The organism is Flavobacterium sp. P21 (assembly GCF_050632225.1).
In the GTDB taxonomy this organism is placed as follows: domain Bacteria; phylum Bacteroidota; class Bacteroidia; order Flavobacteriales; family Flavobacteriaceae; genus Flavobacterium.
This window is the reverse complement of record NZ_CP192585.1, coordinates 258817-281120: the sequence shown is the minus strand read 5'-3', so window position 1 is coordinate 281120 and position 22304 is coordinate 258817. Positions and strand designations below refer to the sequence as shown.

The following is a 22304-nucleotide window of genomic DNA, read 5'->3' as shown; positions in this document are numbered from 1 at the left end:
AATTCCTAGCTGGAGTTTGGGATTTTTTTACATTTGAAAAGTGCATTTCGTCGAACATTTTTGCATTTCATCATTATGTATTAACATTTTGATGTAATGTGTTAACAATGAAATGTTTGCATAAATGAATTGCGTAAATTTAATTGCGCATCATACACAAAAATTGGAAAATGAATAGATTGCAAAAATGCGATGATTCATTTTTAAAATTGATTAAAACCAAATTGAAAAAATATTCGTACATCATAATTGACAATGACGCTGAGAGTGTTTTGAAAACCAGAATTGTTGCAGAGGGTTTTTCAGAATTAACTTTTATAGCCTCGGCTACGAATTATCAGCACGGGCTGAATTTGGTTTTAGAGCACAGGCCGTATTTCGTTTTCTTAGAAATTGACTCAGAAAATACGCAAAGTAATTTGTCTTTAGCTTTTATTGGAGAATTGTATCGGTTTTTAACGGTTATTCCGAAAATCATTATTACAACTTCTAAAAAAGATTTTGCTTTTGACGCAATTCAATACGGCGTTTTTGATTATGTTATCAAGCCATTAACGCATGTAGATGTAGTAAAAACACTTTTGAAACTCGAAAAATCGTTTTTAGGGGCAAACGAGCATAAAAATTTTGAAATTGACCCAGAGGTCGAGATTTTGAAACAAAGCGCCTCAGCTGTCGAAATAATGCCTTTAAATGAGGAAGAGGATCAAATTGCCGAAAAAGAAGAAGCGTCAGTAGTTGTCAAAGAAGTGCAAGTGCCACAAATTATCGAAAGGCCATTAATACTTTGTATAAAATCATATGGCGATTATCGTTATATGAATGCGGCAGATATTTGTTATTTCCAAGCCGATAATAATTCAACAGATATTTACTTAAGTTCAGGCGAAATGGTGACGGCTTTCAAAACCTTAAAGCATTTTGAAAGTATTTTAGTACATCCGTTTATACGTATTCACAATAGTTACATCATCAACCAAAATTACATTTCTCGTATTCATAACGGAAACTCAGTTTGTTACATTAAAAACTCTCCTAAAAAGATTCCTTTTTCCAAAACTTACAAAGGAAATGTTGATCTAATAATTGCCAATTTTACCGCAGGAAATTATATAGAGGTCTAAATATTAAGTGTTTACATGAATTTGACGTCCACTGACTATCATTTGGGCATGATCTACCATAAACTCCATTTTTCATGTAAATTTTTTTGTCAATGGGTATAATTTTACATCATCGATTCGCAGAGAGCGGTCAGCCCCAAAGACAAAAAAATCAAAAACATTTAAAACCTCAGGTCATGAAAAAAACAGCTTTAACATTCGGATTATTTTCTTTAGTAGTAGTTGCAACTTCTTTCGCGACTCCAGTAACTTCTTTAACAGAACAAGATACTATTATCGGTGGTGGACAGTCTACAGGACGTGATAGAAAAGTTGACTTTCATACTACGACTAATGATTTAAAAAACAACCAATCTGAAGGATTTCGTCAAGACAGACAATCTCTAGGAAACACTATAAAACTTGACTAAGAACCAAGTTTAATTATACAAAAAAAGGTCGCCAAATGAGGACAGCCTTTTTTTGTGTCTGTAGTTTTATTATTTTTGGTAAAATTCAAAAACAGACATTGAAAAAAACTTCACAAATAGTATTGTTTTTAGTACTCATCTTATTGGGGTGCAACAAGAAAACAAGCCTAGACAAAGCAACTGTTTCGGCAGAAGACAGTCTGAAAACTTATTTGTCTTTAGCAAATGACATCAATTTGCCTTATGAATTGAAACAGAAATATGCGAAAAAAGCCTTTTCTATTATAATCGATGAGAATAACGATTCTATAAATAGAGCCAATTTGTTTAAGGTTGCTAATAGATATTACAATATGAAAGATCTAGAATCATATCGTGATATATCAAAATTGATTTTAGAACGTTCAATTAGTGCAAAAGACTCTGTAAGTATTGGAAAAGCTTATACTTATTTGGGAGATTTTTATGGTGCACAAAGTATTCCTGATAGTGCATTCCTGAATTTTTTAAAGCTCAAAAAATTTATATCAGGATTAATGATCAATACAATTTGGCGCAGACTTATTTAAGTAAGGCTAGCCTTCAGTATAATGAAGGGGATTTTTTGAAAGCGAAATCGGAGTTTTTAAAGCTTTGAGTCTTCTAAAAAAGCAAAATAATGTAAATGATCTTCTTTACGATTGTTATAATCTTTTAGGGATTTTATATAATGATAGGGAAGAATATGACAAGTCTTTGGAATTTCATAAAAAGGCAATAGCTGTTTTAAAGGATAAAACAATTCCCTCAGAATTGCAGTTAGAAGCAACTTCATTGAATAATATTGGTTTTGTTTATATTAATTTGAATGATTATGAGCAAGCAAAACAATATTTTCAAAAAGGACTAAATCAGAAAAATTTATTTCAGGAAAAAAACGTTTTGTATGCAATGTTATTGGATAATCTTGCCTATTCCAAATTTAAATTAAGAGATTTTAAAGGACTTCCAGACCAATTTGAAAGAGCTTTGACAATTAGAGACAGTTTAGGTCTAAAATCAGCGTCAATATTGAGCAGAATTCACTTGTCTGAGTTTTATGCTTTTGAAAAAGATACTTTTAAAGCTATTCAGTTTTCAAAGCAAGCATTGGTTTTAGCGCGTAGTTTAGGCATTGGAAAAAATACTTTGGAAGCGCTTAAGCAAATTGCTGTTGTCGATCCCAAAAAGGCATCTGTTTATTCTAAAGAATATTTTAATTTGAATGAAAAGATGCTCAAATCTGAGCGAAAAATGGGAGAGAAATTTTCTAGAATCGAATATGAAACCAATGAAATAAAAGATCAAAATTCGAATCTTCAGGAAAAAAATAGGACGCTGATTTATGTTTTTAGTATTTGTACTTTGGTTGGTTTGTTTTTTTATGTTTATAAGACACAACAAGCAAAAAACAGAGAATTGCTTTTTAAACAGCGGCAACAAATTGCAAACGAAGATATTTACAACTTGATGATTTCGTGACAAAATGAAATTGAATCAACCCGAATAAGGGAAAAGAAAAAGGTTGCGCAAGAATTGCACGACGGCGTTTTGGGCCGAATGTTTGGAGTGCGAATTAGTTTGGACAGTCTTGATAAAGTCGATGAAGCGCAAGTCACGGCAAAAAAGAAAAAATATTTGACAGAACTTAAACATATTGAAGAAGACATACGTGAAATTTCGCATGACTTAAATAGAGAAAAGTCGGAATTAATTAATAATTTTGTTGCAATCTTGATGAAACTATTTGAAAATCAGAGAAACACGTATGATTCAAAATTAATTACGACATTTGATTCTCATATAAAATGGGATCTTGTTAGTAATGCGGTCAAGATTAATTTGTACAGAATTATACAAGAGGCACTTCAAAATTGCAATAAATATGCTGATGCCGAAAAGATTGTAGTTGAATTTAAAAGTGAAATAAATCATTTAGTTCTCTCTATTGCAGATGATGGAAAAGGTTTTAATACAAAAAAAGCCAAAAATGGAATCGGATTGCATAATATTCAATATAGAGCAACAGAATGTAAGGGTATAGTTACTATAAAATCTGCGAAAGGAGAAGGAACACTTCTCGTTGTTAAAGTCCCAATCGATCAAAAAATTAACCTGCATAATAATGACATTTGATTTAACAGCTCCGATTTCGCACTTAATCACGCGAAATATTTTAATTGTCGACGATCATCCCTTTATTATTGAGGGATACAAAAATGCTATTACGCGTTATAACCCGAAAGAATATGATTTTCATATTGCCCAGGCTTATGACTGCAGATCTGCTTATGATTTGCTTGAACGCGAAGCAACTCCAAACTTTGACATTGCTTTTTTAGATATCAGCATGCCAGCCTACGAAGAGAAAGAGCTTTATTCTGGAGAAGATTTGGCAATATTGATTTTAAAAAAGATGCCACATTGTAAAATAATTTTGCTTACAATGTACACCGAGCTTCTGAAAATCAAGACGATTATACGGACAATCAATCCAAACGGACTTATTATTAAAAACGATTTGACTTTTGACGAGCTTCTTTTTGCTTTTGATAAAGTAATGAAGAATGAAAAATATTACAGTCAGTCAGTAGTTAAGATGCTGAATCAGTCGCCTCATAATTCAATTGAAATTGATGAGTTTGATAAACAGATTTTATTTCATTTGTCAAAAGGAACACGAACAGAAGAAATGTCGCATTATATACCAATTTCTTTTGCGGCAATTGAAAAACGAAAACTCAATTTGAAAGAGTTGCTTAAAATAAGAAGCGGATCTGATGAAGAACTTGTTAGAGAAGCTAAAAGTAAAGGACTTTTCTAAGAAGAATTCCTAAAAAAGAAATTCCAAATTCCAATAACTGAGTTAACAGTTGGAATTTGGAATTTTTTATTTAAGATTTTAAAAGTTTATTCACTCAAAGCATCCCATCCTCGGGCTTTTAAAGCAATTTTTGTATTGGCACGAGTAACAAGGTGAATTCCTTCGTTTTCTTCTGTCATATGGCCGATAATTGAAAAGTTTGGATTTCCTTTTATCTTGTCAAAATCATTAATGTCAATTGTAAATAAAAGTTCGTAATCTTCTCCGCCATTAATTGCCACTGTTGTGCTGTCAATATTGAATTCTTCACAAGTCGAAATAAATTGAGGATCCAAAGGCAGTTTATCTTCGTATAAATTACAACCCACTTTTGATTGTTTGCAGATATGAATAATTTCAGATGATAATCCGTCAGAAATATCAATCATTGAAGTTGGCTTTATCTCAAGCGCGTGCAAAAGTGTGCGAACATCTGTGCGTGCTTCAGGTTTCAATTGTCTTTCGACCAAATAAGTATAAGGGTCTAAATCGGGTTGGCTGTTTGGATTTACCTGGAAAACCTGTTTTTCGCGTTCTAAAACCTGCAATCCCATATAGGCCGCGCCAATGTCTCCGGTTACAACTAATAAATCAGTTTGTTTGGCTCCATTTCTGTAGGCAATTTCATTTTCATCGGCTTCACCAATTGCGGTGATGCTGATAATTAATCCTTTTTGAGATGAGGTAGTGTCGCCGCCAACAACATCAACTTTGTATTCTTTTGCGGCATGCGTAATTCCTTCGAATAATTCTTCTAATGCTTCTAACGGAAAACGATTGGAAACAGCAACAGAAACTGTAATTTGTGTTGGTTTCGCATTCATAGCACAAATATCAGAAAGATTTACAACTACTGATTTATAGCCTAAATGCTTTAAAGGCATGTAAGCCAAATCAAAATGTACACCTTCGATCAATAAATCAGTAGAAACAACGGTTTTTTTGTCCTTAAAATCTAAAACTGTCGCATCGTCACCAATACTTTTTAAAGTCGATTCTTGAGTAACATCAAAATTTCGCGTTAAATGGTCAATTAGTCCAAATTCACCTAATTGAGCTATGCTGGTACGTTGTGGATTTTTATCTTCAATCATTTTTTTAAGTTCCAAAGTTTTAAGGGGCAAAGGTACAAAGGTTTTTATTTATAAAAGTACAAAGTTTTTGCCTGTAGAGACGCATTTCAATGCGTCTACGCAAAGAAGGGTATGTGTATTGTTAAAAAAATGGGGTTACGTTGTATGAGACGCATTTCAATGCGTCTGCGCAAAGGAGGGTATTGTGTATTGTTAAAAAAATGGGGTTACGTTGTGTGAGACGCATTGAAATGCGTCTCTACAGCAGGAAAAAAATATTTTTAAAAATATTTTTTTCCTGCTGACAAACTGTTGTCACCAGCCCATCTTACTTTTGAAGTATTAAAAATTTAAAACTTTAAAATCATGAAAACATTAGAAGCACAAGTAATCACTTCAGAAGATTTATTGAAACACTGGCAAGGGCACCGCGCATTAACGCGTCGTTTGATAGAGCTTTTTCCTGAGAAAGATTTTTTCGAGTTTTCAATTGGTGGCATGCGCCCTTTTTCAAAACTAGTTGATGAGCTTTTGGCAATCGCAGTTCCTGCATTAAAAGGAATCGTGAACAGAACAAGTGAGCCTTACAATGAAGAAAGTGGAGAAAAATTGATTTTTAAAGCACAATATCTTGAAAAATGGGACGAAGCAACTGAGGAAATCAATAAATATTGGGAACAATTATCAATTGAAGATTTTAGCGAAAACTTTAATCTTTTTGGGCAATATGAATTTCCAATCATTCAGAATATCTTGTATTTTATTGATAATGAAGTGCATCACCGTGGTCAAGCTTACGTATATTTGAGAGCTTTAAATATTGAACCGCCATTTTTCTGGGAAAGATAATTAGCAATTCGTTGTAACTTTATTCAAAATCTAAAATTAACGGCTATGAGTTTAAAAAAATTAATGTCAAATTATGCAGATTATAATTTATGGGTAAACCAGCAATTTGTGAATTGGCTTTCGCCGAAATCTGATGAATTGCTATATGCAGAAGTACCTTCGAGTTTTTCGACTATTGTAAAAACATTAGATCATATTTGGTCAACAGAAGAATATTGGTTTTCGGTTATTTCCGAAACCGATATGTTTAAAAAGAAACCGGAAAATGAGTTATCGAAAGAAGAAATCTTTGAAGGTTTATTAAATTCATCTACAAAATTGAAGCATTTTATTAATTCATTGTCGGAAGAAGATTTGAGTAGAGAAATTAAAATCGTTAATCCGTGGTTTGAATGTGAATTGCCAATTGCAGATTATTTGCTTCAGGTCATCAATCACGGAACTTATCATCGCGGACAAATTGTAACGATCGGTAGAAATGTAGGCATTACAGATGCGTCAAACACCGATTATAATTTTTACAATGTTGTAAAAAATCAGAAATAAAAACAAAAAAATCTCCTAATGCAACTTAGTTTCTTTAGGAGATTTTTTTCTATAAAAGCCTTTGTCTGTTGACTTCTAGTAATTCTAAAGTTCTAGTTTTTAGCCTTTCAGGCTCTAGGATTGTAGCGTAGTCACCAAACATCAAAAACCAACGCGGAAAGCCTTCTTCGATGCTTCGAGACATAAAAGTCATTTCAATTTGATCGCCTATTTCTTTTTCTGAAACGAAGCCATGATATTTGCGTTCTGTTGCCAAATATCTCGCAATTTTCTTATCGACTAAGATTCTCACTTTTGTTGTTGGGCAATTTTCTGTTTTGGTCAAATAAGTTTCCAAAGCATCGTGTTCAATCGTAAAGTCAAGTTCTGTCTTTTTAATTTCCTGAATACGGTCGGTTCTGAATTGGCGATAATCTTGTCGTAAATGACAATATCCGAGAAAATACCAATTATTATTGTCGTGAAATACACCAACGGGCTCTAAATTTCGTCGCGTAGTTTCGTCTTTTTCAAAGGTTTTATACGTAAGGAGAATTTGCTTTTTCTCAGCAATACCTTCAAAAAGAACTGCTAAAGTATTTGGCGAACTGTCATTAAACATAGGTTCGGCAGTTTGCATCACGACTCTCGATTCAATGTTCGAAAGATAATCTTTGTCAGTACTTCTTAAAACCGATTTTAACTTATACATCGCCGAGGCGTGATGACTCCCAAGAGACGGATCAGTAAATTTTTGCATTAATTTTTCAGCGGCAATAAAACTGCTGACTTCCTCACGCGTAAACATCACAGGAGGCAATCTGTAGCCGTCCATCAAAGCATAACCAACTCCAGCTTCGCTGTAAATAGGGACCCCTGAAGCTTCAAGAGTTCGAATATCTCGATAAATCGTTCGCAGACTGCAATCAAAACGATCAGCCAATTCCTGTGCTTTTACAATTTTTTTAGATTGCAATTGAATAAGAATGGCAACAATTCGGTCAAATCGTTTTGGAGTTTCGTCGAGCATTTTTTTAAGATTCTTAGATACTAAGATTCAAAGATACTAAGGTTAAAGTTTACAAGAAATAAAAAAGCTGTCCCAATTTGGAACAGCTTTATGTGTAAATTCTTATTAGAATTAAAATTTATACAAAAGCCCAAACTTTGGTTGTGTAAATATATTGTTAAACAAGTTGATATTTAATTCAAATGTATTGGATGATGGCCCATTTTCAGGAGAAACGCTGTTGTAAGTAAGTATATTAGCTAAAACGAAAGTTACAGCAATGTTTTTGGTCACAAAATAATTTAAGCCAACATTAATATTGGCAGTAAGACTATTGCTGTCATCGGAGCCAGTATTGTCTTCTATTTTGTTTCGACCATAACCTAATCCGGCTTCGCCATAGGCTTTGAAACGTTTTTTATCGAGTTCCAATACATAATATCTTGCAAATCCACCAATGCCAAAAATATTGGTTTTTGTATCAGTAGATTCGTATTTGTCACTTGAAAAACTAATTTGTCCTCCAACGGCAAATTTGTCATTCAAGAAATATCCAAATTTAGGATTAAAAGCATAATAATCGCGGTCGCCTCCAGTAGCAATTTGCAAAGCACCTTCGATAAACATATCACCATGAGCAAAGGTGATACCTTTTGCAGAATTCATTTCCGAATTAACCTGATCTTCTTGTTGTGCATTAGCAAAGCAAAAAGTAAATAAAGCTAGAACAATTGAAAATTTGGTTTTCATAATCTTATAGTTTTAAAGTTGTAGGATTAAAAATACAAATTCTAATAGAAAATTAACTTTAAGCTCGATTAAACGCGTTAAAAATCAGATATTTATGATATTTTTCTTTAATAAGTAGGATTAGGATTACTTAAAATCGTTTTATTTTTAACTATTTGATAGTCAATTAATTGTTAAAATAAAACGAAAAACCCGACAACTTTCGTCATCGGGTTTTAGTCTATAATCTTGTCTCTTTATTCTTTTTTCTAAATAAAAAAATCTAGTCGTTAAGTTTCAAAACAGCCATAAATGCTTCTTGCGGAATCTCAACGTTACCTACTTGACGCATACGTTTTTTACCTTTTTTCTGTTTTTCAAGAAGTTTACGCTTACGCGAAATATCTCCACCGTAACATTTTGCGGTAACGTCTTTACGAAGTGCCTTAATTGTTTCACGAGCGATAATTTTTGCTCCAATTGCGGCTTGAATCGGAATGTCGAATTGCTGTCTCGGAATCAATTCACGTAATTTCTCGGTCATTTTTTTACCAATATTATACGCGTTGTCTTCGTGAATCAAAGCAGAAAGGGCATCAACTGTTTGAGCATTCAAAAGAACGTCAAGTTTAACCAATTTCGAAGTTCTCATTCCGATAGGAGAGTAATCGAAAGAAGCATAGCCTTTAGAAACCGTTTTTAAACGATCGTAAAAATCGAATACAATTTCCGCCAAAGGCATATCAAAATTCAATTCAACTCTTTCTGTTGTTAAATATGTTTGGTTGGTAATCAAACCACGTTTTTCGATACATAAACTCATTACGTTTCCAACGAAATCAGCTTTTGTAATGATTGTTGCTTTAATAAAAGGCTCTTCAACTCTGTCAAGTTTTGAAGGCTCTGGTAAATCTGATGGGTTGTTTACAACGATTGGCGTTTCTGGGTGTTTCTTAGTGTAAGCCAAATACGAAACGTTAGGAACTGTTGTAATTACAGTCATGTCGAACTCACGCTCTAAACGTTCTTGGATGATTTCCATGTGAAGCATTCCTAAGAATCCGCATCGGAAACCAAATCCTAATGCCGCAGAACTTTCAGGAGTAAAAACTAATGAAGCGTCATTCAATTGTAATTTTTCCATTGAAGAACGTAAGTCTTCGTAATCTTCTGTATCAACAGGATAAATTCCGGCAAATACCATTGGTTTTACATCCTCAAAACCAGCAACCATATTTGTTGTCGGAACTTTTGCATCTGTAATCGTATCACCAACTTTTACTTCACGAGCTTCTTTAATTCCAGAAATCAAATAACCAACGTCTCCTGCTGAAACTACATTTTTAGGAACTTGATTAAGTTTTAAAGTTCCGATTTCGTCAGCAAAATATTCGTTGTCAGTTGCCATGAATTTAATTTTCTGGCCTTTTTTGATTTCGCCATTTACAACTCTAAAGATTACCTCAATTCCACGGAATGGATTGTAAACCGAGTCAAAAATTAAAGCCTGCAATGGTTCCTCTGGATCTCCTTTTGGAGCAGGAATTTTTTCGATAATGGCGACAAGAATGTTCTCAACACCAAAACCAGTTTTTCCCGAAGCATGAATAATATCTTCTAATTTACATCCAAGCAAATCGATAATATCATCACTAACTTCTTCTGGATTAGCACTTGGCAAATCGACTTTATTTAAAACCGGAATAATTTCCAAGTCGTTTTCAAGAGCTAAATATAAGTTTGAAATCGTTTGTGCCTGAATACTTTGTGCGAGCATCAACAATCAAAAGTGCACCTTCACAAGCGGCAATAGATCGTGAAACTTCATATGAAAAGTCAACGTGACCCGGAGTGTCAATTAAGTTCAAGATATATTCTTCGCCCTTGTATTTGTATTCCATCTGAATGGCATGACTTTTAATGGTAATACCACGCTCGCGCTCCAAGTCCATGTTGTCAAGCAATTGCGCTTTTTCTTCACGGGCTGTAACGGTTTGTGTAGCACTTAGTAATCGGTCTGCTAATGTACTTTTACCATGGTCAATGTGTGCAATAATGCAAAAATTACGTATCTTCTTCATTTGTATATATCAGTTCTCTAATCGAGTTTAAGTCTTTTTTTGGGTATAAATTACACTGCAACAATTGCTTTAGTGTATGTTATTAAGGCGCAAAGATAGCGCAAAGTTTTGGATTCTGAAATGGAGTTGCCCGATAGTTGGCCACCGAAATTCAAAACAAACCCTAAAATTCAAAATTAAAACCTTTTTCAGTCAGTTTTTTGTAAATGTCTGGGTCGAATTTATAGAGTTTTGCGGCTCGATGCGAAACATCCTGTTGTTTCTCATCAAGCGCAACAAGGAGTTTCATATGCAGAATTTTTCTTCTGAAATTTGATTTGTCCAATTCAATCCCGAGAATTTCTTCATAGAGATGCATCAACTGCAATAAAGTGAATTTTTCGGGTAAAAGATTAAAACCTATTGGCGCTTGACGAACTCTGTTTTGCAATTGCATCAAACTGAAATCAAAAATTTCGTTATGATCAAAAATCAAATCTGGAATTTCATTGATTTTATACCATTTTGCTTCAATAACCTTTTGACTTGCTTTGATGTTATAGTCTTCGCGGTTTACTAAAGTATAATAACCAATAGTCACAACACGTCTTTCGCTGACACGCTTTGGATCAGTAAAAGCTTTCAATTGTTCCAAATAAATGTTGTCTAGCGTAGTAAGCTCATAAACGATTCGCTGTGCGGCTTCATCTGCGCTTTCATCTTTTCTAAGATAGCCACCTAACAAACCCCATTTCCCAACACTTTCTCCTTCGGCATGTTGCACTAAAAGAATTTCCAGATTTGCTTTATTAAATCCGAAAATTACACAGTCAATTGTAATGCCATTTACAGCAGTGCCGTTATCCATTTGCCTAATTTTTTTGCATTAACAAGTTAAAATTCGAAATTAAATTCTTTTCAAGTGAGCCTATTATAAATCTCAAGGTCAAATTTATACAATTTTGCGGCTCGGTGCGAAACCTAATGTTGTTTTTCACTACCATTAATTTCATACGGTAGATTTTTATTATTTAATATTTCGTTTTTAGATGAATTGATTGTTAAATTGTTGGTGTTAACTGAATATAAATCAGAAATGTAAAAAAATAGGCTTAATATTTTGCTAATGTATAAAAAAGTTTTACACTTGTAGTCAAATTTACCATAAGATAAATTTATTTTGATTTTGAATTTCAAAAGTGCTTTGTTTTGATGGAAATTGATTGATATAAAAGTGGATAAAATTCAGGTCATCAATGAGGAGTTGCTGAAAATTACTTCTACATCATTGCGTTTGGCTTTTGTGAGATATAAAAGCATGCAGGTTGAGGACTTGTCTAATTGTTTTTTCGCTAGAAACTAAAGCCCTATTGCTTGAATATGAAACGAACCGGTAGGTGATTGATACAGTGACTTATTGGTATGTTTATATTTGTTTTTCAAAAAATCTGTAAATCATATCAAAATGAAGAATGAAAGAAAATATCTAAGCAGTAGCCTGACATTATTAATGTTGGCAGTAATTACATTATTCAGTTCATGCAAGAAAAACGAAGAGGCTTTCAGCAACCGAAAAGTTTCTTTTAATTCTGATTGGAGTTTTCATCTCAATGACAGCATTGTCGATAAAGATACTATTGGAACCACAACAAAATGGAGAACTTTAAATGTTCCTCACGATTGGAGCATAGAAGGGAAATTTGATGAAAAAGTCCGGCCGGATATGGCGGAGGTTCTTTGAACGGTGGTTTAGGTTGGTACAAAAAAACATTTAAGGTCGTCGCGGAAGACAGTGCAAAAATAATTTCAATCACTTTTGATGGCGTTTACAAAAACAGCGAAGTCTGGGTAAACGGACATTATTTAGGAAAACGCCCGAATGGCTATATTGGTTTCCAATATCAAATTTCTCAGTATTTAAATTACGGAGAAAAAGAAAATGAAATAATTGTAAAGGTTGACAATTCAAAACAACCGAATTCACGTTGGTATTCGGGTTCTGGAATTTTTAGAAATGTCTGGCTAGAAACTACAGATAAGCTTCATGTTGAAAATTGGGGAACATATATTACTACTCCAAAAGTTACAGCTCAAAATGCTTCAATAAATATTGAAACTCGAATTCAGAATGACTATTCAAAATCAAAGAAGTTCACACTAGAAACTACTATTTATAAAGATGATAAAAAGGTAGCGTCAGCTGATATTATAGATATGACTCTTACTTCAAAAAGAGGAACAATTTTAAATGTAAAAGCACAAGTTGATTCGCCAATTTTATGGTCAATAGAAAAACCGGAATTGTATACCGCAGTTACAGAAATTATTGTTGATGGTAAAGTTGTTGACCAATATAAAACCGCTTTCGGAATCAGAGAATTTAAATTCGATTTGAACAAAGGTTTTATCTTAAATGGAAAACAAGTTAAAATCAAAGGAGTTTGCATGCATCATGATTTGGGGCCTTTAGGTTCTGCCATCAATACTCGCGCAATCGAACGTCAATTGGAAATCCTGAAAGAAATGGGTGTAAATGGAATTAGAACTTCTCATAATCCACCCGCTCCAGAACTTCTTGACCTTTGCGATAAAACGGGTTTCATTGTTATGGATGAAGCTTTTGATATGTGGAAACAAAACAAAACCAAATACGATTATGCAAATGATTGGGACAAATGGCACAGACAAGATTTAAATGATCAATTGCGTCGCGACCGCAATCATCCAAGTATTTTTATTTGGAGTATTGGAAATGAAATTCCGGAACAATGGAGTGATGAAGGTGTGAAAATTGCTAAAGAACTAGCTGAGATTGTGCGTTTAAATGATAAAACTCGACCAATTACGGCGGCGATGAATCCGCCAGTTAATATGAATATAGATGAGGTGACGTTGCAGTTTGAGAAAAAGAATGTTCAGGTGAATCCAATTGCGGCTTCTGGAGTTTTGGATTTAATCGGGTACAATTATGCACATCAGACTTACGAACATCACAAAGAAAATTTCCCAAAAACACCTTTCATCGCAACTGAAACAACTTCGGGATTAGAAACACGAGGTTATTATGATAATGTTTCTGATGTTGTAAAAAAATGGCCAGTTCGTTGGGATCTTAAATTTACAGATGGAAATCCAGGAAACACTGTTTCGGCTTATGATCAGGTTCAGGCGCCTTGGGGTTCTACGCATGAAGCAACTTGGAAAGTCATTAAAAAACACGATTATCTTTCCGGAATGTACATTTGGACAGGTTTCGATTATATCGGAGAACCAACTCCTTATGAATGGCCATCGGTAAGTTCGTATTTCGGAATTGTTGATTTGGCCGGTTTCCCGAAAGACGTTTATTATATGTATCAAAGTGAATGGACAGATAAAACTGTTCTTCATATTTTTCCGCATTGGAACTGGAAACCAGGACAAACGGTTGATGTTTGGGCGTATTATAATAAAGCCGATGAGGTTGAACTTTTCGTAAACGGAAAATCAGTTGGAAAAAGAAGCAAAAAAGGAGATGATTTACACGTAATGTGGAGAATTCCTTTTGAAGCAGGAACTTTAAAAGCAGTTTCTCGTAAAGATGGAAAAGTAGTTTTAGAAAAAGAAATCAAAACAGCTGGAAATCCTTCAAATCTAAAATTGACCGCAGACAGAAGCACCATTAAAGCGGATGGGAATGATTTGTCATTTGTTACAGTTGATATTTTGGATGCAAACGGAACTTTGGCTCCAAATGCAAATAACGAAATCAACTTCTCTTTAAAAGGAAACGGAAAAATAGTGGGCGTTTGCAGTGGAGATCCGGTAAGTCATGAATCGTATAAAGGTTCAAAACATACCGCTTTGAACGGAAAATGTTTAGTAATTGTGCAATCGGATACTAAATCTGGAAGAGTGGAATTAACCGCTAAAGCAAACGGATTAAAATCTGCAACAATTGTAATTACTGCCGAATAAAATAGGATAAGTAGCGAATATTAAAAATAAGTTTTTATTGAGTTTTAAATCGGGCGGAAGCCTAATTCCGTCCGATTTATTAAAAAACAAAAAAATATCATGAAAAAACATTTTATTCTTCCGGCTTTATTGCTTTCAGTTTCGATTGGATACAGTCAGAAAAAGAAAGACGCTTACGAATTGGCATCACCAAATGGATTGAATAAAATCAAATTTGAGTTGGTACAAAATGCTCCAAAATATGCCGTTTCTCATGGGAAGACCGAAGTGATTTCTTCATCAGATATGGGATTTGTTTTAAAAGGAAATGAAAACCTAAGTTCAAACTTCGAAATAAAAGGAACTAAAACTTCGACTTTTGACGAAATTTGGGAACAAGTTTGGGGAGAAAAGAAAAACATCAGAAATCACTACAATCAATTGGTAGTCGATTTGCAACAAAAAACGGGGAATAAAAGAAAATTACAAATTCAATTTCGCGCTTTCGACGATGGAGTAGCTTTTCGATATGTTTATCCAAAACAAAATGTAAAAGACAGTATTTTCATCATGGATGAAAAAACAACTTTTAATTTGAAAGAAGATGGAAAAGCGTGGTGGATTCCGGCAAACCGAGAAAACCGCGACGAATATCTTTTTAAAGATGCGCCTGTAAGTACCCTAGATACAGTTTTGACTCCGCTAACAATTGAAAGCAAAAGCGGTTTGGCTTTGAGTTTTCACGAAGCAAATTTGGTTGACTTCGCGAGCATGACTTTAGTAAATAATAAAGGAACCGAATTAAAATCGGATTTAGTGCCTTGGGCTGATGGCGTAAAAGTTCGTGTAAAAGATTCGTTTACTTCTTCTTGGAGAACTATTCAAATTGGCGAAAATCCGGGAGAATTGATTACTTCTTATTTGGTTTTAAACCTAAACGAACCAAACAAATTAAAAAATACAAATACTTATTTCAAACCTTATAAATATTTAGGAATTTGGTGGGGAATGCACATCGGGAAATATACTTTTTGGGAAAGCGACAAACAAGGTGCAACTACAAAACATGCTGAAGAATACATCGATTTTACAGCAAAAGAAGGTTTCCATCATTTATTGATCGAAGGCTGGAACAAAGGCTGGACGCCGGGCTGGTATGAAAACCGTATGCACATGTTTAGTTTCACAAAAAGTGCTGACAATTTTGACTTAGAAAAAGTAGTTGAGTACGGAAAGAAAAAGAATATCGAATTAATTGGTTATCACGAAACAGGCTCAAACTTAATCAACTATTTAAAACAAGTTGATGATGGTTTTGAATTATACAAAAAACTTGGAATTCATACGGTAAAAATTGGTCACGTAGGTTCTAAATTGAATATGAAACAAATGCACTTCGGGCAGTTTGGAGTAAATTATTTCAGATACATTTTAGAAAAAGCGGCGCAATATGATTTAGCCGTTTTATATCATGAATCAATAAAAGATACAGGAGAAAGAAGAACTTTTCCGAATATGGTTTCAAGAGAAGCGGCGCGCGGACAAGAATATAATGCTTGGAGCGAAGGAAATCCGCCAAATCATTTAAGCATTATTCCGTTTACAAGATTGCTTTCTGGTCCAATGGATTTTACACCAGGAATTTTTGATGTTGAGGTAAAACAAGGTTATCCTGGAAAAAGAATTCAGGGAACAGTCAGGCGACAATTGGCTTTGTATGTAACGATTTATTCTCCAATTCAAATGTTGGCCGATCTTCCAGAAAATTACGAAGGAAAACCAGCATTACAATTTTTAAAAGATGTTCCGACGGATTGGGAAGATACAAAAGTATTAAACGGAGAAATTGGTCAATACATTACAATAGTCCGAAAAGACAGAAACAGCGATGATTGGTTTTTGGGAAGCCTTACAAATGAAAACCCAAGAGAGCTTGAAATTTCACTTTCTTTCTTAGATTCCAATGCAAATTACGAAGCACAGATTTATGCTGATGCAGAAAAAACTGATCAAAAACACAACCCAGAGGCTGTTACAATTTCAAAGAAAACAGTAAAAGCTTCAGATTCACTAAAATTAGGTTTAGGTGGCGCAGGAGGAACAGCAATTAGGTTCAAAAAATATAATTATTTTAGATTTTTAAAATCATAACTATCAAAAACTAAAAACCACAATCAATGAAAAACAAAATGATATACCTGTCGGCGACTCTGGCTTTTGTATTATTTGCTTCTTGCAAAAATGATGCAAAATCTGAAGTTTCAGAAACAGCTCAAACGGAGGAATATAAAGGAAAAGAAATCGGATCAGAACACGATGCCGAAATAGATAAACTGATTTCTCAAATGACGCTTGAGGAAAAAATTGGAATGTTGCACGGAAACAGTATGTTCAGTACAGGCGCGGTAGAACATTTGGGTATTCCCGAATTAAAAATGGCAGATGGTCCACTTGGAGTCCGTGAGGAAATTTCGAGAGACAACTGGGCGCCAGCCGGATTAACAAATGATTTTGCAACCTATTATCCTGCAGGTGGAGGTTTAGCGGCAACTTGGAATGCTGAAATGGCGCATACCTTCGGAAATAGTTTAGGAGAAGAATTACGTGCAAGAGATAAAGACATGTTGCTTTCGCCAGCAATAAATATGGTCAGAACGCCACTTGGCGGAAGAACATATGAATACATGTCTGAAGATCCGTTTTTGAATAAAAAAATCGCCGTGCCTTTGATTGTTGGTTTACAGGAAAAAGATGTAATGGCGTGCGTAAAACATTATGCGGCAAACAATCAGGAAACCAATCGTGATTTTGTAGATGTTCAAATGGATGAACGTACACTGCGCGAAATTTATCTTCCGGCATTTGAAGCTTCGGTAAAAGAAGCAAAAGCGTATGCAATAATGGGCGCTTACAATAAATTTAGAGGAGAATATTTATGTGAAAACGATTATATGCTGAATAAAATTCTTCGTGACGAATGGGGATTTAAAGGCGTTGTCGTTTCAGATTGGGCCGCGGTGCATTCAACAGTAAAATCACTAAAAAGCGGATTGGATATTGAAATGGGAACTCCAAAACCATTCAACGAATTTTTCTTAGCAGATAAATTAATTGCGACCGTAAAAGCGGGAGAAATTGCAGAGACAGAAATTGATCTGCATGTAAAACGCATTTTACGAGTTTTGTTCCAAGTAAAAGCAATGGGCGCAAAAGACCGAACTAAAGGAAGTATTGCAACAGAAGCGCATTACCAAGATGCCTACAAAATTGCGAGCAGAAGATATTGTATTGTTGAAAAACAGCAACAATGCATTGCCTTTAAAATTGGACGGAGTTAAATCTATTGCCGTTATTGGAAACAATGCGATGAAGAAAAATTCTCTTGGTGGATTTGGTGCCGGAGTAAAAACAAAAGAGAAGTTACACCGCTTGAAGGTTTGAAAAACAGACTTCCATCTTCTATAAAGATCAATTATGCGGAAGGTTATTTAGAGCGTTACGACGAAAAAAATAAAGGAAAGTTAGGTGATATTACTTTGAATGGTCCAGTAACTATTGATGAATTAGATCCGGCGAAAGTTCAGGAAGCGGTTGAAGCGACTAAAAAGTCTGATGTTGCGGTAATTTTTGCAGGTTCAAATCGTGATTACGAAACGGAAGCTTCTGATAGAAGAGATTTGCATTTGCCTTTTGGACAAGCAGAATTAATCAAAAAAGTTTTGGCCGTAAATCCGAGAACAATAGTAGTTTTTGTTGCCGGAGCTCCGTTTGATATTGGAGAAATTACTCAAAAATCGCCTGCGGTAGTTTGGAGCTGGTTTAATGGATCTGAAGGAGGAAATGCTTTGGCCGATGTCATTTTAGGAAAAGTAAATCCGTCAGGAAAATTGCCTTGGACAATGCCAAAAAATATTATGGATTCGCCTGCGCATGCTACAAACAGTTTCCCAGGAGGAAAATCAGTTAATTATGCTGAAGGACTTCTAATTGGATACCGTTGGTTTGATACCAAAAATATTGCGCCATTGTTTCCTTTTGGCTACGGATTATCATACACTACTTTTGCTTTGGAAAATGGAAAAACAGATAAAACTTCATATGCTTCAAATGAAACAATTTCGATTTCTGTTGATGTAAAAAATACAGGTAAGGTTGACGGAAAAGAAGTTGTTCAGATATACTCTTCAAAAGCAGATTCAAAAGTAGCTCGTGCCTCAAAAGAACTAAAAGGTTTCAAAAAAGTATTAGTTAAATCTGGAAGTTCAGAAACAGTTACCATCCAAATTCCAGTAAAAGAATTAGCATATTATGATGTTTCAGCAAAAAAATGGACAGTTGAACCAGGAAAATATACGCTGAAAATCGGAAATTCATCTAGAGATATCAAAACTGAGATTGCTTTAACAATTCAGTAAGAAGAAAACAGTAAATTTACCATATAAGGAATATAAGTGAATTAAGTTCGGCCTCATCGCTAGCTTAAAATCACTTATATTCCTTATATGGTTTTAATTTTATATTAGAAAAAATGAAAAAAATCGCAATCCTTTTTTTACTTCTATGTGGCATAATTGCAAATGCCAATGTCAAAATGCCGTTACTATTTTCAGACGGAATGGTTTTGCAACGCAACAAGACAATTCCGGTTTGGGGTTTTGCCGATGCCAATGAAAAAGTAGAAATTCATTTCAACAAACAAATCAAAAAAACACAAGCCGATAAAAACGGAAAATGGATTGTCAATTTAGATGCTGAAAAAGCCGGCGGGCCTTTTGAACTTTCTATCATTGGAAAAAATAAAATCACGATTAAAAATGTTTTAGTCGGAGAAGTCTGGATTTGCGGCGGACAATCGAATATGGAATTTCAGGTTTCTAAAACCATCGACGCAGAAAACGAAATGAATAATGCCGATTATCCGTTGATTCGTCATTTTGGTGTTGAGCGAGATTTTAGTGGAAAACCAAAAGACGATTTAAAAGCCGGAAAATGGGAAGTTTCAAATAAAGAAACAGTTGGTAATTTCACCGCTGTCGGATTTTATTTCGCCAGAAAATTATATGCCGAATTAAAAATCCCAATCGGAATCATCAATACTTCTTGGGGCGGAACCAATGTTGAAACTTGGACAAGCCGTGAAGCATTTGAAAAAAGCCCTGAATTTAAATCCATGATTGCCGATGTTCCCGTTATGAATGTCGATTCTATTTCAAAATTGTATGCAAACCGAATGAAGGAAAGAATCGAAAAAATTCAAGGAACTCCAGTAAATACATCAAATGAAAATACTTTTAAAGAACTTTCTTTTAATGATACTTCTTGGGGCGAATTAAACACGCCAAGTATTTGGGAAAGTCAGCATCTTGGCGATTTAGACGGCGTAGTTTGGATGCGAAAAACAATCACATTTTCAGCAGAAGATATTAAAAATAAAGCAACTTTAAGTTTGGCAAAAATTGACGACGAAGACATTACTTATGTAAACGGAATTGAAGTCGGGAAAAATTTCCAATATGATGCCAGACGTATTTATCAAATACCCGAAAATGTTTTAAAAGAAGGAAAAAATGTTATTGCCGTGAGAATTGTCGATAACGGCGGAGGCGGAGGCATCTACGGAGAATCAGAAGATTTAAAATTGACTTTAGGCGACAAAAATATTCCGCTTGACGGAAAATGGAAATTCAGAGTAATTGTGGTAAAAACAGCTTTGTCACCAAATAGTTATCCGTCATTATTGTACAACGCAATGGTAAATCCGCTGGTTCCTTACGCAATCGAGGGTGTTTTATGGTATCAAGGAGAAACCAATGTTTGGCGAGCCAATCAATATAAAAAAGCATTTCCGTTACTTATTACAGATTGGAGAACGAAGTTCAAACAAGGTGATTTTCCTTTCTACTTCGTTCAATTATCGACTTTCGATGAATATGGAGGAAACAGCAAAAAAGGAAGTCGTTGGGCAGAACTTCGAGAAGCACAATCTGAAACTTTAAAATTGAAAAATACCGGAATGGCCGTTACCACAGATATTGGAAATGCAAAAGACATTCACCCAACAAACAAACAAGATTTTGGACTTCGTTTGGCGGCAATTGCATTAAATAATGTTTACGGCAAAAAACAGGTTTTCAGCGGACCAACATATAAATCTCAACAGATAAAAGGAAACCAAATTATATTGACTTTTGATAACATTGGTAGCGGATTATCAACGCCAAATAACGATGAATTAAAAGGTTTCGAAATCGCAGGCGCAGACAAAGTTTTTCATTCCGCGAAAGCGATAATCAAAGACAATAAAATAATGGTTTCAAGTGATCAAGTTCAAAATCCAGTTGCAGTTCATTACGGCTGGGCAGACGACGACACGCAGATCAATCTTTTCAATATAGAAAAATTTCCAGCATCGCCTTTCAGAACCGATAATTGGGAAATGATTACGGCAAATGAAATATATAAAGTGAGTAAATAATAGTTGGGCGTGACCCTATTTACAAAAGGCGCTATTTAACAAACCGCTTATTGTGCGCCTTTCGTAAATAGCGTCGGGCTATCCGCGCTACTTCGGTAGCCAGCTCCTATCCCTCACGCTAACAAAGGTGATGAGAAATTTTCCGTTAGGAACAATTATTTGTTATTGCAAGATTAACGCGATAGTTTTGTCATTCCTGTAAAGGTTAGATATTTCGGTAACAAAATTTAAATTTAATAAATTTTGTTACGATGAGAAATAATAGTCAAGATTGTACATTAGAGAGGAACTATTTAGAGAAATATCGTTTCTTGATAAAAGAATATGAGCAGGTGAAAAACAAAACTCATCCACTTTATAAAAAGGCGATGGATTTTTACACAGCAAATGACACGTGCAGAAAAAGTTTCTTAAAGTATTATAATCGCTATAAACAGAGTGGGAAATCTCAGGATCTATTGCCTCAAAAGCGAGGTCCAAAATATAAAACCCGACGTCCTTTGCCTTTTATAGAACAAAAAGTAATCGAATTAAGAGAAAAAGGAAACAACAAATATGAAATTGTTAGTATCTTAAATCCCAAATTAGGAAAACATGCACCATCATATTCTGGAGTTTATAATATTTTAAAAAGGCATAAAATAAATAGATTAACTCCGAAGATTAAAAAGAATCATCAGAAAATAATCAAGGAAAGAATGGGACAGCTGGGTCATATTGATTGTCATTATTTAAGTAAAAGCATAATTCGTGGAGAAAATAAAAAACTCTATTTAGTCTGTGTAATTGATGATTACAGCCGAATTGCCTGGGCAGAATTAGTTCCAGACATTACCAGTTTAACAGTGATGTTTGCGTCATTAAAATGCTTAAACATCCTAAGCAGTCATTATGAAATAAAATTTGAAGAGATATTATCTGATAATGGGGCTGAATTTGGACCTAAAACAAGCAAAGTCAAAAATAACCATCCATTTGAAAGAATGCTGATGGAATTAGGAATCGTGCACCGATATACAAAACCTTACCGTCCACAGACAAATGGTAAAGTAGAGCGGTTTTGGAGAACTCTGGAAGACGATTTATTAAGAGACACGGATTTTGATTCTCAAGAAGAGCTAAAAGAAGAATTATTACAATATTTATATTATTATAATCACGAAAGACCACATCAGGGAATCGATGGAAAAAAGCCAATTGAAATGATAAATCCGTTACCGAAATAAGTGACTT

The 22304-nt window shown here is 34.4% G+C and carries 17 protein-coding genes and 3 pseudogenes; 15 read left to right on the top strand and 5 right to left on the bottom strand.

What is annotated here, in order from left to right; translation table 11 throughout:
- Nucleotides 1-170 precede the first annotated feature (170 nt).
- The 6 genes from ACQ9BO_RS01385 to ACQ9BO_RS01360 all read left to right on the top strand — a co-directional run bounded on the left by ACQ9BO_RS01385 (nucleotide 171) and on the right by ACQ9BO_RS01360 (nucleotide 4376).
- Nucleotides 171-1124 carry a LytR/AlgR family response regulator transcription factor gene (locus ACQ9BO_RS01385; RefSeq protein ID WP_431243354.1) on the top strand — a complete coding sequence of 318 codons (954 nt, stop codon included), beginning with the start codon at nucleotides 171-173 and terminating at the stop codon, nucleotides 1122-1124.
- Between the two features lie 176 nt (nucleotides 1125-1300).
- The gene (locus ACQ9BO_RS01380; protein WP_431243353.1) at nucleotides 1301-1534 is read left to right on the top strand and encodes a hypothetical protein; all 234 of its coding nucleotides are present in this window, start codon (nucleotides 1301-1303) and stop codon (nucleotides 1532-1534) included.
- A gap of 98 nt (nucleotides 1535-1632) precedes the next feature.
- Nucleotides 1633-2103, top strand: a complete 471-nt coding sequence (locus ACQ9BO_RS01375; protein ID WP_431243352.1) for a hypothetical protein — start codon at nucleotides 1633-1635, stop codon at nucleotides 2101-2103.
- A gap of 64 nt (nucleotides 2104-2167) precedes the next feature.
- A complete protein-coding gene (locus ACQ9BO_RS01370) occupies nucleotides 2168-3034 on the top strand; it encodes a tetratricopeptide repeat protein (protein WP_431243351.1) in 867 nt (288 codons plus the stop codon).
- A 78-nt stretch (nucleotides 3035-3112) separates the two neighbouring features.
- Nucleotides 3113-3688 carry a sensor histidine kinase gene (locus ACQ9BO_RS01365; RefSeq protein WP_431245049.1) on the top strand — a complete coding sequence of 192 codons (576 nt, stop codon included), beginning with the start codon at nucleotides 3113-3115 and terminating at the stop codon, nucleotides 3686-3688.
- Nucleotides 3678-4376 carry a response regulator gene (locus ACQ9BO_RS01360; RefSeq protein ID WP_431243350.1) on the top strand — a complete coding sequence of 233 codons (699 nt, stop codon included), beginning with the start codon at nucleotides 3678-3680 and terminating at the stop codon, nucleotides 4374-4376. The genes ACQ9BO_RS01365 and ACQ9BO_RS01360 overlap by 11 nt, the downstream gene beginning before the upstream one ends.
- A gap of 86 nt (nucleotides 4377-4462) precedes the next feature.
- On the opposite strand, the gene thiL is transcribed toward ACQ9BO_RS01360, so the two are convergent.
- Complete coding sequence (gene thiL / locus ACQ9BO_RS01355) at nucleotides 4463-5509, bottom strand: thiamine-phosphate kinase (protein ID WP_431243349.1); 1047 nt, start codon at nucleotides 5507-5509, stop codon at nucleotides 4463-4465.
- Between the two features lie 345 nt (nucleotides 5510-5854).
- On the opposite strand from thiL, the gene ACQ9BO_RS01350 reads away from it, so the two are divergent.
- Together ACQ9BO_RS01350 and ACQ9BO_RS01345 are read left to right on the top strand one after the other, a co-directional pair.
- Nucleotides 5855-6337 (top strand): DinB family protein, encoded by a 483-nt coding sequence (locus ACQ9BO_RS01350; RefSeq protein WP_132988654.1) that lies wholly within the window; start codon nucleotides 5855-5857, stop codon nucleotides 6335-6337.
- 45 nt (nucleotides 6338-6382) lie between these two features.
- Nucleotides 6383-6883 carry a DinB family protein gene (locus tag ACQ9BO_RS01345; RefSeq protein ID WP_431243348.1) on the top strand — a complete coding sequence of 167 codons (501 nt, stop codon included), beginning with the start codon at nucleotides 6383-6385 and terminating at the stop codon, nucleotides 6881-6883.
- A gap of 49 nt (nucleotides 6884-6932) precedes the next feature.
- Here the strand turns inward: ACQ9BO_RS01345 and ACQ9BO_RS01340 are convergent, their stop codons facing one another.
- The 4 genes and pseudogenes from ACQ9BO_RS01340 to ACQ9BO_RS01325 all read right to left on the bottom strand — a co-directional run bounded on the left by ACQ9BO_RS01340 (nucleotide 6933) and on the right by ACQ9BO_RS01325 (nucleotide 11528).
- Nucleotides 6933-7892: a helix-turn-helix transcriptional regulator gene (locus tag ACQ9BO_RS01340; RefSeq protein ID WP_431243347.1), complete on the bottom strand. Its 960-nt coding sequence runs from the start codon at nucleotides 7890-7892 to the stop codon at nucleotides 6933-6935.
- A 111-nt stretch (nucleotides 7893-8003) separates the two neighbouring features.
- Nucleotides 8004-8621 carry an outer membrane beta-barrel protein gene (locus ACQ9BO_RS01335; RefSeq protein ID WP_431243346.1) on the bottom strand — a complete coding sequence of 206 codons (618 nt, stop codon included), beginning with the start codon at nucleotides 8619-8621 and terminating at the stop codon, nucleotides 8004-8006.
- 262 nt (nucleotides 8622-8883) lie between these two features.
- Nucleotides 8884-10681: pseudogene (gene lepA, locus ACQ9BO_RS01330) on the bottom strand (translation elongation factor 4).
- Nucleotides 10682-10844: 163 nt separating this feature from the next.
- A complete protein-coding gene (locus ACQ9BO_RS01325; protein WP_431243345.1) occupies nucleotides 10845-11528 on the bottom strand; it encodes an NUDIX hydrolase in 684 nt (227 codons plus the stop codon).
- Nucleotides 11529-12170: 642 nt separating this feature from the next.
- On the opposite strand from ACQ9BO_RS01325, the pseudogene ACQ9BO_RS01320 reads away from it, so the two are divergent.
- The 7 genes and pseudogenes from ACQ9BO_RS01320 (at nucleotide 12171) to ACQ9BO_RS01290 (ending at nucleotide 22297) form a co-directional block, all read left to right on the top strand.
- Nucleotides 12171-14617, top strand: a pseudogene (locus ACQ9BO_RS01320) (glycoside hydrolase family 2 TIM barrel-domain containing protein).
- A gap of 99 nt (nucleotides 14618-14716) precedes the next feature.
- Nucleotides 14717-16747 (top strand): glycoside hydrolase family 97 protein, encoded by a 2031-nt coding sequence (locus ACQ9BO_RS01315; RefSeq protein ID WP_431243344.1) that lies wholly within the window; start codon nucleotides 14717-14719, stop codon nucleotides 16745-16747.
- A 26-nt stretch (nucleotides 16748-16773) separates the two neighbouring features.
- Nucleotides 16774-17934 carry a glycoside hydrolase family 3 protein gene (locus tag ACQ9BO_RS01310; RefSeq protein WP_431243343.1) on the top strand — a complete coding sequence of 387 codons (1161 nt, stop codon included), beginning with the start codon at nucleotides 16774-16776 and terminating at the stop codon, nucleotides 17932-17934.
- Nucleotides 17852-18591: pseudogene (locus ACQ9BO_RS01305) on the top strand (glycoside hydrolase family 3 protein); the annotation flags it as partial. The gene ACQ9BO_RS01310 and the pseudogene ACQ9BO_RS01305, both read left to right, overlap by 83 nt.
- 30 nt (nucleotides 18592-18621) lie before the next feature.
- The gene (locus ACQ9BO_RS01300) at nucleotides 18622-19011 is read left to right on the top strand and encodes a fibronectin type III-like domain-contianing protein (RefSeq protein ID WP_431245048.1); all 390 of its coding nucleotides are present in this window, start codon (nucleotides 18622-18624) and stop codon (nucleotides 19009-19011) included.
- 113 nt (nucleotides 19012-19124) lie between these two features.
- Nucleotides 19125-21071 carry a sialate O-acetylesterase gene (locus tag ACQ9BO_RS01295; RefSeq protein ID WP_431243342.1) on the top strand — a complete coding sequence of 649 codons (1947 nt, stop codon included), beginning with the start codon at nucleotides 19125-19127 and terminating at the stop codon, nucleotides 21069-21071.
- Between the two features lie 251 nt (nucleotides 21072-21322).
- Nucleotides 21323-22297, top strand: coding sequence for an integrase core domain-containing protein (locus ACQ9BO_RS01290; RefSeq protein WP_431241922.1), 975 nt, complete (start codon nucleotides 21323-21325; stop codon nucleotides 22295-22297).
- Nucleotides 22298-22304: the final 7 nt, after the last annotated feature.

Excerpts from the sequence above, each read along its gene's own strand:
- ACQ9BO_RS01385 (WP_431243354.1), top strand. The coding sequence starts at position 171 with ATGAATAGATTGCAAAAATGCGATGATTCATTTTTAAAATTGATTAAA.
- ACQ9BO_RS01380 (WP_431243353.1), top strand. The coding sequence starts at position 1,301 with ATGAAAAAAACAGCTTTAACATTCGGATTATTTTCTTTAGTAGTAGTT.
- ACQ9BO_RS01365 (WP_431245049.1), top strand. The coding sequence starts at position 3,113 with ATGTTTGGAGTGCGAATTAGTTTGGACAGTCTTGATAAAGTCGATGAA.
- ACQ9BO_RS01360 (WP_431243350.1), top strand. The coding sequence starts at position 3,678 with ATGACATTTGATTTAACAGCTCCGATTTCGCACTTAATCACGCGAAAT.
- thiL (WP_431243349.1), bottom strand. The coding sequence starts at position 5,509 with ATGATTGAAGATAAAAATCCACAACGTACCAGCATAGCTCAATTAGGT.
- ACQ9BO_RS01350 (WP_132988654.1), top strand. The coding sequence starts at position 5,855 with ATGAAAACATTAGAAGCACAAGTAATCACTTCAGAAGATTTATTGAAA.
- ACQ9BO_RS01345 (WP_431243348.1), top strand. The coding sequence starts at position 6,383 with ATGAGTTTAAAAAAATTAATGTCAAATTATGCAGATTATAATTTATGG.
- ACQ9BO_RS01340 (WP_431243347.1), bottom strand. The coding sequence starts at position 7,892 with ATGCTCGACGAAACTCCAAAACGATTTGACCGAATTGTTGCCATTCTT.
- ACQ9BO_RS01335 (WP_431243346.1), bottom strand. The coding sequence starts at position 8,621 with ATGAAAACCAAATTTTCAATTGTTCTAGCTTTATTTACTTTTTGCTTT.
- ACQ9BO_RS01325 (WP_431243345.1), bottom strand. The coding sequence starts at position 11,528 with ATGGATAACGGCACTGCTGTAAATGGCATTACAATTGACTGTGTAATT.
- ACQ9BO_RS01315 (WP_431243344.1), top strand. The coding sequence starts at position 14,717 with ATGAAAAAACATTTTATTCTTCCGGCTTTATTGCTTTCAGTTTCGATT.
- ACQ9BO_RS01310 (WP_431243343.1), top strand. The coding sequence starts at position 16,774 with ATGAAAAACAAAATGATATACCTGTCGGCGACTCTGGCTTTTGTATTA.
- ACQ9BO_RS01295 (WP_431243342.1), top strand. The coding sequence starts at position 19,125 with ATGAAAAAAATCGCAATCCTTTTTTTACTTCTATGTGGCATAATTGCA.
- ACQ9BO_RS01290 (WP_431241922.1), top strand. The coding sequence starts at position 21,323 with ATGAGAAATAATAGTCAAGATTGTACATTAGAGAGGAACTATTTAGAG.